At 64.1% G+C, this 11,958-nt stretch carries 8 protein-coding genes; 4 read left to right on the top strand and 4 right to left on the bottom strand.

The features are described from left to right. Window positions 1–408: 408 nt before the first annotated feature. Window positions 409–741 (top strand): DUF3467 domain-containing protein, encoded by a 333-nt coding sequence (locus Q0K12_RS09170; RefSeq protein WP_297262215.1) that lies wholly within the window; start codon window positions 409–411, stop codon window positions 739–741. 128 nt (window positions 742–869) lie between these two features. Here the strand turns inward: Q0K12_RS09170 and Q0K12_RS09175 are convergent, their stop codons facing one another. The 3 genes from Q0K12_RS09175 to Q0K12_RS09185 all read right to left on the bottom strand — a co-directional run bounded on the left by Q0K12_RS09175 (window position 870) and on the right by Q0K12_RS09185 (window position 4,148). After that, a complete protein-coding gene (locus Q0K12_RS09175) occupies window positions 870–1,424 on the bottom strand; it encodes a helix-turn-helix domain-containing protein (RefSeq protein ID WP_297262217.1) in 555 nt (184 codons plus the stop codon). Between the two features lie 274 nt (window positions 1,425–1,698). Next, on the bottom strand, window positions 1,699–2,145 hold the full coding sequence (locus Q0K12_RS09180) for a flavodoxin (protein WP_297262219.1): 447 nt from the start codon (window positions 2,143–2,145) through the stop codon (window positions 1,699–1,701). Window positions 2,146–2,810: 665 nt separating this feature from the next. Next, window positions 2,811–4,148: a radical SAM protein gene (locus Q0K12_RS09185; protein ID WP_297262221.1), complete on the bottom strand. Its 1,338-nt coding sequence runs from the start codon at window positions 4,146–4,148 to the stop codon at window positions 2,811–2,813. Window positions 4,149–4,257: 109 nt separating this feature from the next. On the opposite strand from Q0K12_RS09185, the gene Q0K12_RS09190 reads away from it, so the two are divergent. Continuing rightward, window positions 4,258–4,596, top strand: coding sequence for a hypothetical protein (locus tag Q0K12_RS09190; RefSeq protein ID WP_297262223.1), 339 nt, complete (start codon window positions 4,258–4,260; stop codon window positions 4,594–4,596). 214 nt (window positions 4,597–4,810) lie between these two features. Here Q0K12_RS09190 and Q0K12_RS09195 read toward each other — a convergent pair whose 3' ends face one another. Then, the gene (locus Q0K12_RS09195) at window positions 4,811–5,848 is read right to left on the bottom strand and encodes a glycosyltransferase (protein WP_297262226.1); all 1,038 of its coding nucleotides are present in this window, start codon (window positions 5,846–5,848) and stop codon (window positions 4,811–4,813) included. Between the two features lie 123 nt (window positions 5,849–5,971). On the opposite strand from Q0K12_RS09195, the gene Q0K12_RS09200 reads away from it, so the two are divergent. Together Q0K12_RS09200 and Q0K12_RS09205 are read left to right on the top strand one after the other, a co-directional pair. Then, window positions 5,972–9,250 (top strand): AsmA-like C-terminal region-containing protein, encoded by a 3,279-nt coding sequence (locus tag Q0K12_RS09200; RefSeq protein WP_297262228.1) that lies wholly within the window; start codon window positions 5,972–5,974, stop codon window positions 9,248–9,250. A gap of 1,082 nt (window positions 9,251–10,332) precedes the next feature. Further along, window positions 10,333–11,946, top strand: a complete 1,614-nt coding sequence (locus Q0K12_RS09205) for an amidohydrolase (RefSeq protein ID WP_297262230.1) — start codon at window positions 10,333–10,335, stop codon at window positions 11,944–11,946. The last annotated feature ends 12 nt before the right edge of the window (window positions 11,947–11,958 follow it).

Genomic DNA, 11,958 nt, shown 5'->3' on the forward strand with positions numbered 1-11,958 from the left:
GTTTGTTGGTTTGTCTGGTAACTTCCAATTTACCGAATGAGGAAAGGGTGAACAACCTATCGGAACACAACACCTAGAGCGTTTTGCCGTTGAAAAAGGAGAAAACGCGAGGCGGCGGCACAGCGCCGCCCGGCGCAAAGTGAGCGAGAAAAGCGCCATGATTTGCAACGCGAAGCATTCCAAACGGAAAATGCTCTAAAACGAATGCCGCACGAGGTCGTCCACCCCGCCTCAACCGGACGCCGGAGAGGCAACGGGTGGACAACCTTCAAAAAAATCCGACCTTGCCGGGATCTCCGCAAAGAGATACGGCGACCGGCCGGCATGACGCGACGGCAGGAGGGGGGAATGCCATCCCCCCTGCCCGTCATATGGTCACTGATCACCCAGCCACTCAACGGAGGCGACATGTCCGAAACACATGAAAACGAACAGACGACACAGGGCCAAGATGCGGCTTCTCCCCGAGAGAACGGCAGTGCCCAGACCCGCGTGGCCCTGACGGCATCGCCGAATCTGCAGGTCCTCTATGTCAATGCCTTTCAGACGACGTTCCAGCCGGGAGAATTTCAGCTTGCCGCCTGCGTCAGCCATCAGGAGACCGATCAGCACGGTCCCCTTATCAGGGTGCAGCAGCAGGTCGTCCTCGGCATGACCGCCGAAAGCGCCAAGCGGCTTGCTCTTGCGATGGTGCAAGTCGTCAAGCAGTACGAGCTGCAGCACGGCGAGATCACGTTGTAGCCGCCAGCCCGGCGGGAGAAGGAACGCCCCGCAAACGGTCTTTTCTTCTCCCGCCCTCTTTTTCGGCCTTGCCTGAAAGCGCACGCGGAGGCGGACCGCACAACACGGCCCCGCAACGGCAGACCGGTTCACGCCTCCCGCGCCGCACCTGTTTTTTCCGGCAAATCGGCTTCCCCCGCATGGCGGAGGCGCTCCTCCAGCCGGGCGACGCGCTCCCGCAATTCGCCGTTTTCACGCCAGAGCTGACGGTTTTCCTGCGCCAGCTCCCGCCGTTCCCTGTCCGTCTGCTCCAGTCGGGCTTCCAGCCAGCGACATTGACGGCAGGCCGGCGCCTCGTCTCCATCCTTGCCGGACATGTCCGCCGGGACCTGCTGCACGGGCTGTGCTGCGGGACCGTCCCTTTCCGCCGTGAGCGGCATGGCGGCAGGCCCGGCCGGCATGACGGCGCCGGTTCCGGCTTCCGTGGAGCCTGCCTCCCGCATCTCTCCCTGCCCGTACAGCAACCAGAAAGGCGTTACGCCGCAGACGGCGCACAGACGCGCCAGATCCGAGGCCGCCGGTTCGCCCACTCCCCGCTCGTAGCGGCCCCACGAACTTTTATGGATGCCCACCTTCGCGGCAAACTCCGCCTGAGGCATCTCGCCGCGCAGCAGGCGCAGACGTTCCGGCAGCGTGGAATCCATGCTTTCCTCCCTTACGGCCTGTCAATACTATTTACTGTTTTGGGGGAAGGGGCCCCCCTCGCGCTGCTGTCGATGCCTGTAAGGCTCCTGCGTCGCATGGCGATACACCGTGGCCGCAGGGCATACAGGGTATACGCCCTTGCCGCGCGGAGCAAGACCGGCGGCACGTTGCGCTCAGGCTGCCGCCGGCACAAAAAAACTGCGGGACCGCCGCACGAGCGATCCCGCAGAGGCACACACGCCGCCCGGCCCCGGGCCGGGCAACGCCGCCGGGTTAGAGCTGCTTCAGCACTGCCCCGGCAAAGTCCTGGATGTCTTCCGGCGCGGCGGAGGCATCACCTTCCACCTTGAGGCCCTCGGTGATGATGACGGCCCCCAGCTCGCGCCCTCTCGCCTCGATGGCCGGGACAGCGCCGCAAAAATGTTCATAGGCGCTGTCGCCGGAAGCAAAGGCCGCCAATTTCTTGCCGGAAAGGTTCATGCTGCCCATCTCCTCGAAGAGCGGCGCAAAATCGTCCTGCAATTCCAGCTCGTCCATGCCCCAGGCGCTGCATCCCAGCAGGACGGCATCAAACCCGTCAGCCAGGCCCGGCGCGGATACCTCCGCCGCATTGCGCATATCCACTTCCTGCCCGGCGGCAGCAAGGATCTCGCGCAGTTTCTGCGCGATGCTTTCCGTATTGCCGGTGCTGGAACCATAGACGATAAGAACCTTGCTCATACGATCTCCTTTCGGCCTGCGGCCGTGTGGTCGTTCCGGACGGGCTGTGGCTGCCGCCCTTCTTTCAAAATGAATTTAGAAATAGAAATTCATTTTCAATTCGATTTACTGAAAGTCCATCCGAACGTCAAGCCCTCCCGTCCATTTTTCGTACGCGGACAAAGCGACATGAGGGATATGCCCTCTACCGGCCCAAGCCGGACACGCCTGCAAAAATCCCTTCCGCTTTTATAGCCCCCCACCGAATACATCCGCTGCCGGCAACTGCCGGGAGAAAAGGCCACGCGCAGGCCCTGAAGTCCCCGCACCGGCACGACTGCCCTACACCAGCAAGCATAAAAGCTTGCCAGCATCTTCACCATGCCGCTGAGGGACACCAGGCCGAAGCGACCGTCCGAGACAGCCATCCCACTCACCATCCGCCACAACAACGCTTTTTGCGAAAATACGTAGCCGCCACGACTGCCCGACACCAGCAAGCATAAAAACTTGCCAGCATCTTCACCGTGCCGTCGGGGGACACCAGGCCGAAGCGACGCCCAGAGCCGCCCAGCCTCCCCGCCATCCTCCACGGTAAGGTTTTTTGGGGGAAGGATGGGGGGCGGGGGGGAAGGAAGGGGCCTTTTTTGCAAAAAAGGCCCCTTCCTTCCCCCGCTCAAAACCGCCTACGCCTCGTCCTCTGGCTCGATGCACGGAACGGGCACTTCCCGCTCGCCGGGGAGGGGGGCTTCCAGCTCGGCTTTGTCGCCGACATAAGGATTGAAATAGCCGAAACGCAGCCAGGGACAGGCGCGGCGCAGCCGCTTCATGAAGGCGGCGAGGCCCATGCTGGGGCTTTCGGTGAGGCCGTCCATGCGGCGCAGGTACCACTCCGGGTCGATATTGAGATTACGCCATTGGATCATGCTCACGCCGCAGCGGGTCACCAGTTCGGTCAGGGCGGCGAGCTCCTCCTCGCAATCGGTGATGCCGGGGAAGTAGAGCAGGTTGAGCGACACCCAGAGGCCATGACGGCGCGCGGTCTCGATGGAGGCGCGCACATCGTCGAAGGTGTAGCCGTGCGGCCGGTAATAGCGTTCATAGAGGGCGGGGCGGGCGCTGTTGAGACTGACGCGCATGCTGCTCAGCCCGGCCAGCGCCAGACGTTCCACGGCGTCGGTGCGCGAGGCGTTGGTATTGCAGTTCACGGTCCCGCGACCGCCCTGCTCCCGGAAAAGGCGGACGCTCTCTTCCAGCAGGTCGGGATTCATGAGGGGATCTCCCTCGCAGCCCTGCCCGAAGGAATAGACGGGACACTCGGTCTCCCGGCTCTCATGGAAGCGCATGACCTCCACCACTTCCTCGGCCGTGGGGATGAAGGCCAGGCGGCACTGCGGGGTCACGGCCACGGGGGAGTCCTTCTCCTGCTCGGAGATGCAACCCACGCAGCGGGCATTGCAGGCGCGGGACGTGGGCAGGGGGGCTTCAAAGCGGCCAAGGGCGAAGTTACGGGCCGCCGGGCAGTCATAGCGCATGACGCAGTTCTGCAGGATATGCTGCACCAGCCGGTTTTTGGGGAAGCGGCGGGAAATGTCGCGCACGTTGCGCTCGATGCGGCCACGGGCCACGCAACGGAACTGCTGACGCCTGTCCTCGTCCACCCGCCGGGCGCATATGTAGAAACGGCCGTTGGCAAAGCCCACGGCGCCGTAGGCAAAGAGCGGCAGCAGGGGCGCGTCTTCCTGGGCGACGTAGGCCGGATGCGCGGACAGCGTATGCGCGGGCGCGGCAAAGGCGGCCACCGCGAGGTCGTCACAGGGCACGATCTCACCGGATTCGGGGTCGAGACCCACGGCCTTGCGGCCCGGCAGGAGGAAAAGTTCACTCTCTTCCGGCAGGGGCATCAGTTCATCCGGACGCGGCAGCCCCCACTGCGCGCCCCTGCGGCAGACCATGAGCAGGTCGGGATCATCATAAATGTTGCCCTGGGCATCGGCCATGACCATCTTTGGCTGAATATGCATAAAACATCCTTGCCCCGTGGGGGCTGAAAGTATATATTTGACGAAGCAACACGCCCGCCGTCTCTTTCTCTGGCGGCACGGGCGCGTAATCCCGCGCACAGAGGCCGCCATGCTTTCCCTGATGATCTTTATTTTTCTCTGCTTCCTCGGCATGCTGGGCATGCTGTTCTTCATGCTCCGCAATCAGGAAAAAATGTGCCAGAACCTGCGTGAGGAGCACGCGCAGACCCGTTTGCTGCTGCGCGCCCTGGAATCCCGTCTGGAGAATACCATGCGCGGCACGGTCGCTCCGGCAGGGGTGAACAGCCCGCAGGAAGCGGAAAACATCCCCCAGCATGACCCGCTGCTGCATCTGAGCTTCGACGAGCCGGCCGCGCCGCCGAGCAAGCCCGCTGCGGATCCGGCGCTGGAACTGCACATGGACGATCCGCTGCCTGCCCGCAACTAGACGTTTTCCCTTTGAAGCGCTTGGCGTTTCCGTCCATACGGTCTGTCAGTTCGCAAAAAACGCGGTTTTTCCGTTGGTTTTGGCCGGATGATGCGGTGCCGCCCCTGCCCGCCATGCGGGAGGCTCCAGCCCCGGTAAGCTCTTTCTCCCGCGCGTTGCTTGACGGCAACCGTTCCTCTGTCTCATCCGTTCCCGCCGGCGTCGCGGGAAGCCATCACACGTCGCTTTGCCCGGCATACCCCGTGCGGGCCTCCGCCAGATAGGCGGCACGCAGGGCGCGTACCGCCGGATCGGTGGACGAGCCCAGATCCTCGGCCCAGAGCAGACAGGGCAGCCGCAGCGCCTGCTGCCGGATGGCGGCCGCACGACGGCGGCGGTTTTCCACAAGACGACGCCACTCCTCTTCCGAAAGGGCCCGCAAATGTTCACTGAAGGCGCGCGCCCGATGGATGGCCCTGTGACGCGCATCCACAGCGGCCAGCCCGGCGCGGCGCAGCTCGGCCATGCGGGCAGGCGCGGCCAGCAGCCCGCGCAGACGCTCCGCGGCATCGGCGGCATCATGCGGCGTGTAGCAGACGAGCTCCTCATCCTCGACGAAAAGATCCGTGAGGCCGTGCCCAATGCGCGGGGTCAGCAGGCAACCGCCGCAGCCCAGCGCCTCGAACACGCGAAAATTCAGATCGCCGTGCTCGCATTGATTGAGCACGACCTGCGCCTGCGGGTACAGGCCGCGGTAAGCGCCGCGGGTGACGTGCAGCGCGGGGAACTTTTCCCCCACCTCACGCAGGAAGGCGGCGCGCAGAGGCGTATTGTCCGACACGGTGCCCACAAAGAGCGCGTCCCAGCGGCGTTCCGCCGTCTCGTCCGGGCGGTCTTCGTTCCAGGCGAAGGCGGGCGACCACCAGATACGCTCCGCCGGGAGGAAGTCCCCGGCAAAGCGCGGCAGGTGATCCCGCAGCGAGACGAGGCAGGCATCAAAGGCCTGCGCGTACCACGGCTGCCAGCTGTGGATATGCGAATCCACACTATAAAAGACCGTGATGCAGGGGAAGTCCTCCACGCCAAGCACAAAGGGGGGACGGCTCTTGTCCGCCACCACCACCACATCCGGCTCAAAGCCCGCCTGACGCACCACATCCCGCCAGCCGAGCACACGCGGCTCCTCGAAGTTGCAGAACGCCACCTCGTCCCAGCCGGTCTCCTTCAGACTTCGCCAGAAAAACGGACTGCCTATCCAGAATAATCGACGCATATTCCCCCGTTCGCCTCTCCGCCACGTCCACGGCACGCATTGCCAACGTACGGAAAACATGAAATACTTGAATACCGTAGCGCCGGACGCCCGGCAGCGTCAAGCCAAGTCCCGGAATCCTTCATGCCCAGCCGTCGATTGCGCCTCGTGGCCCGCGTCATGGTGGCCAGCCTTCTTCTTGCCTTCATGCTTCTGGCGGGGGGCGTCTTTCTGTTGCAACGCCATTCCCAGGCGCTCACGGCGCATGTGCTGGAATCCTTCACCGCCGCCACAGGGCTGCAGGCCGAGGCGGCCTCGGTGGATGTCGTCCTGCTGCCCGTGCCCTCGATCTGCATCGGCGACGTCCGCCTCCAGCGGGGGGATCTCCGGCTCTCCGTCGCTTACGCATCGCTACGCCCCAGCTTCTGGAAGCTGCTGCGCGGCGACGTGTGGCCCGCTCACGTCCAGCTGCTGCGGCCCGAACTGACCGGCCAGCTGCCGCTGGCAAGCCTGGCCCGGCTGCCCGGCACGGATGACGGCTCTTCCGCGGCGGGCCTCGCCCTGCCCTCGCTGCCGGGAAGCCTGCGGCTGGAAGTGCAACAGGGACAGATCGACGTCACGGCCGCGGACGGCAGCCGCCTGGTGATGGATAATCTCGGGCTCGACCTGGACGCCGGGCCGCATGACCGGCTTGACGGCGAGGTACACTGGTCGCTGTTGCGAGTAGCCGACCGGGACGGCATCCTGCTCACGTCGCGCCATGTCCGCCTGGAAGGCGACGCCCGCCTTTCCGCGCCGCTGGCGGAGCATTCCCGCCTTTGTCTGAAGGGGCGGCTGCAGTTCGGCGACTGGCTGCGCGATCTGCGTGCCGATCTGCACTGGAAGGGCAGCGGCGGCGTCTGGTCCGTCACCGGCAGCCTGGAGGGCGCCCTGACGCAGAACGGACAGCCCATCCCCTTCTCTCTGGACGGCTCGGCCCGTCTGACGGAGCCGGGCAGCGCCCGGGCCGAGCTGGGTGCCCTGCGTTTTACGCTGGATGCGGACAGCGGACAGCTGGACGGCATGTTGCATCTGCCCGGCAGCGAACGGCCGCGCCTGCACGGTCATCTGCGCATGCAGCGCCTGAGCCTGACCCAGTGGCTCGGCTTTGCCCGCGATCTGGTCCCCGGTCTCCAGCTTGCGCTGGACAACATCACCCAGGTGGACGCGGATTTCGAACTGGACGGCGAGGGGCTGCGCGTACCCGCCATCAGCGCCAGCTGTTCCGGCAGCCGCTTCAGCGGTACGGGCGGCGTCCCGAGCTGGAGCAAGCCCGTGGTCACGCTGGAACTGGCGGCCCGGCAGGTCGATCTTGGCCTGGCCATCCCCGAAGCCGTGGGGCAGCGCCCCCGCAAACCGGCCTTCCCTTACGCTCCGCTGACGAGCTTCGACCCGGACCCGGCACGCTGGGATCAGCTCGCCCAACGAGAACGCCCCGCAACCGCGGGCGAGCCGGAGCCGCCGTCGGCCACGGATGATCTCAGCTACGACATCCGGCTTTCCGCCGGGGATCTGCGCTACGGCCCCCTGCGCATGCAGGATGCCCGCGTGGCCATCAGTCCCGGCAAACCGGCCTCCACGGGTCTGGGGCGCGCCCTGCTCGACGTGCGCGCCACCCTGTATGACGGTACGCTCACGGCGCAGGCCACCGTCGGCGGCGGGCCGGACAAGCCGGAATTCGACATTGCCGCCGCTCTCAAAAACATCAAGGCCTCGGCCCTTGGCGAGCATCTGCCCGCTCTGCCCCTGCGCGGGGGCCGCCTTCAGGCCGAGACCACGCTGCGCAGCGTGGGCGGCGACATCCCCGCCTTTCTTGCCAATCTATCGGGCAAGGCCGCCTTCCGGGCCGAAAACGGCAGCTTGCCCGCGGCGGCCTGGCCGCTGGACTATGCCCGCCTCGCCCTGACGCTGGATCTGCGGCAGGGCCGCTGGAAGCAGGGCCGCGCCGGTCTTGCCGGAAGCTGGAACCTTGCCCTGGACGGCAAGAAGCTGCTGGCCGACAGCCGGCTGGACGGCACGCTCTGGATCGGCGGCGACAGCCGTGTGGCGCTGGAAGACTGTGACGCCCGCCTGCATCTCACGGCGGACAGGGATTTCTCCGGCCTGCCGCAGGGGGTGGACCTGAAGCTGCTCGGAAGGCTGAGCGCCCGGGCCCATCCGCCGCAGCTCACGCTGCAGCATGCGGACATCAGCGCCCTGGGCGCGCAGTATGCCGGCAGCCTCAGCCTTGCCGCCGGCGGCAGGAGCCCCGGCCTCTCTGGGAGCGGCAGCCTGCGCTGCGACGATCTGGCGCGCACGCTTTCCCTTGTACGCGACACGGCCCCGAAACTGCCGCAGGATCTGCGCAGCCTGCAGCTGCAAAGCGACTGGGAATTGGCTGCCCGCCGTCTCAGCCTGAAAAACCTTTCCACCCGCCTGCTGGATACCGATATCCGGGGAGAGACCAGCATCGCCTTTCAGGGCGTGCCCCATATCCGCCTGGCCCTGAGTTCGCCGCTTGTGGACATCGACGCGCTGCGCCGGCGGCTCGATCCCGAGGGGACCGCCGCCGACGCCCGAAGAGAAGAACAGATTCAGGCGGCCCGGGCGGCCGGCCGGCCCATTCCCGCGCCTCCCCGTCCCCCGGCAGGCGAGCCCTGGGATCTGCGATTCCTGAAGAGCTTTTCCCTGGAAGGCTCGCTGCATGCGGAGCGCGTCCACAGCTGGAAACTCACCCTGACGGATGTCCGCCTGCCCCTCAAGCTTGCGGAAGGACGGCTGGACTACGACCTGCAGGCCAATCTGTACGGCGCGACGCTGCGCAACAGCGGGCATGCGCAGTTCGACCGCGGACTGCGGATGGAAAACCGGCTGTCGGTCAATGCCTTCGATCTTGCTCCGGCCAGCGCCGCACGCGGCGGCGAGGCGCGCGTCAGCGGCAGAGCTTCGGTGGAAGTTTCCGCCACGGCCGCGCTCAATGCCTCGGGGCAGATGCCCGCCGCCCTGAGCGGCAGCTGGAAGCTGCTCGTCCGCGACGGGACGCATCAGCCGCTGGACAAGCAGGGACGCAACAAGGGCAAGCCTACCCGCTTCTCCCGACTCAGCGCCTCCGGCAATCTGCGGCAGGGGGTGGCCCGCAGCAGCGACCTCTTCCTGCAGGGCGAGGACATGACGGTCATGGGCGGGGGCTGGATCAATCTGGTCGACGAGACCCTGGACTGCTCGCTGCGCGTCGATACCCCGACCATGGACAACATCCCCGTGCGCGTCTACGGCAGCCTGCACAACGTCAAGACAAGCGTCAGCGCGGGAACGGTGCTGCTGTACGCTCTCAGCGGCATTGCGCAGGGCATCACCGGGCTGGTGGGCGGCCTGCTGGACGGCGCGCTGGGGCTTTTTCGTTAGGGCCTGTTGACACTATCCTCGACCAGCCTGGCAGGAAGTTTTTTTCACACCGCGACAGAGCCTGTGAAGCGAGAATCTTTTTGCCTGAAGTCTGGGTAGAATACCCGCAACAGGACTTTCTCGCCAGCACAGGACATGCGTCGAAGCAAGCTCCCTTCCTGCTCCATCCTGCATATCTGCCATATAAAAATGCCGCATGTATGAGAAATAAAGAATATGAAGCAGATATTTTTATGCTAAAAATTCTTCATAACATCCTGATTCCACTGTCATCCTCAGAAATACGCAGATAAAACGGCCATACGACATCCAACCATACAAACATCAGCGAAATTGTTTTTTGCCGCCCAAGAAAGATCTGCGCTCTTTTCAACAGGAGGGCATGTGCAGGCCCCGGTCGCCTCGGCTTTTCCCGACGGCTGCTTTGCCCCATTTTTTTCACCTGCTCGTTCAGAAAACTGGACCCTGCCTGCCTTGCCCTTTTTTGAACATCTTCTCCTCCAAAGCGTCCAAACGGCGTCGGACTGTCCCCCATATGGCGCACGCCCCGCATGACATCAACTAACCAATTGATATTTGTTGTCTTTTAATAAAAAAATATCCCTGAGATGTTCGTGAGATAAGCAAAATCATCTTGCCTTTTGACGGCAAACTTCCTTGACAGGAAATTCACAAAGGCGTAAGCGAGAACCATTGTATAGTGAAACAGGCAGGAAAAACATGCCTCCCGATGCTGTATTCCCCATATCATGCGGCTTAAAATCTCGCCAAATAGACATTTTGCCCATGCCAAAGCAGCCTTCCCGCTGGCAGAGAGCAAAAGCCGTCCTTTTTCCTTTCCTCCATCTTTTCTGTTTCGACATATCCCCACCTTCTTAAACTCTTCCCGCCATCCTCTACACAACGTGCAAAACATTTTTTGACAGCTTCCACGAGCTGCATCAATATTGGACTATTGTCCGGAGTCATATCCTGCGCAACGTTGCATCAGGAACATATCGGCCAGAGGAGCGCCACTCCGGCAACGAACTGTGAAAGGTCCGTGCAAAAGCCTTCCCGGCCGGAATCATGGGAGAGACATCATGCGCTGTAGTGAAAAAATTCTGTATCTTAATGGCAATATCGTAACCATGGACGCTGAAGACCGGCATGCGGAGGCCGTACTGACCTGCGGCGACCGCATCGAGGCCGTGGGCACGGCTGCCGAACTTCGTCCGCTGGCGGGCCCCGCCTGCCGTGAAGTCGATCTGCAGGGCAAGACGCTCTACCCCGGCTTCATCGATACGCACAGCCACATCGAAATGTACGCGGCCTGGGCGTCCTATCCCTATTGCGGCGGCACGGAGACCATGCAGGAAGCTCTGGATATCCTGCAGCGCCACGCCAGCGCCCACCCCGAGCAGCCCGTGGTCATGGGCTACGGCTATGACGACACGGCCACGCGTGACGGACGCGGCCCCACGGCGGCGGAGCTGGACGCGCTCTTTGGCGACCGGCCGGCCGTGCTGGCGCACATCTCCATCCATGCAGCCTACGTCAATACCGCCATGTTCCGGCTCATGGGCGTCGATCCGGACAAGCCCAGCGACAATGTCGAAGTGGTCTGCGACGACGGCCGTCCCACCGGTCTCGTGACGGAAAACATGGCCCTGCGCGCCCTTGCCCAGATGCCGCCCGTGGCTGCCGCCGATCTGAAGCAGGGCCTGCTGAAGGCCATGGAAAAGTACAATGAGCAGGGCTTCACCTCCACCATCGGCGGCGGGCTCGGTCTGGGCGGCATCGACAATGCCATGACCCTGCAGGTGTTCGGCGAGCTGGAGCGTGAAGGGAAAATGACGGTCCGCTGCCACATGCCGGTCTTTACCACCGGTTACCGGGCCGCCAAGGCCGCCGGCCTGCTGGAAAGCTCCGGCAGTCCGTATGTGCGGATCCACGGCATAAAGATCGTGACGGACGGTTCCATCCAAGCTTTTACGGCGGCCATGATGGGCGGTTACCCCACGCATCCCGACGTGCGGCCCGAGTGCATCGTCAGTCAGGAAGACATGGACGCATTCGTTTACGAGGCCCATGCCGCCGGACAGCAGGTCGTTGCCCACGGCAACGGCGACGGAGCCATCGAGCGGGTGATCCTGGCCATGGAAAAGGCGCAGAAGCGCTGCCCCCGCGCCAATCCGCACCACCTGCTCATCCATTGTCAGACGGCGTCCGACAGCCAGCTTGAACGCATGAAGGCCGTGGGCCTTGAGCCGTCCTTCTTCGTGCTGCACGTCTGGAACTGGGGCGACCGCCATAAGGCCATCTTCCTGGGACCGGAACGGGCGGCCCGCATCGACCCCTGCGGCAGCGCGGTGCGGCTGGGCATGCCCTTCTCGCTGCATGCCGATACGCCTGTCCTGCCGCAGATGACCATGCAGTCCGTACATACGGCGGTCAACCGCATCAGCCGCAATGGCGAACTGCTGGGGCCGGATCAGCGCGTCAGCCCGCTGGAAGCCATGCGTGCGTACACCACCTACGCCGCCGCCATGACCCTTGATGAGGCCAACCGCGGCAGCATCGAGCCCGGCAAGCTGGCCGACTTCACCCTGCTGGACAGGGATCCGCGCAGCATCGCGCCGGAGACCATCAAGGATACGGTCATCCTGTCCGTGGTGTCCGGCGGCCGTCCTGTCTGGGGCACGCTCAAGGCCTAGTTCGCGCATGCC

Source organism: uncultured Desulfovibrio sp. (genome assembly GCF_944324525.1).
Lineage (GTDB): Bacteria > Desulfobacterota > Desulfovibrionia > Desulfovibrionales > Desulfovibrionaceae > Desulfovibrio.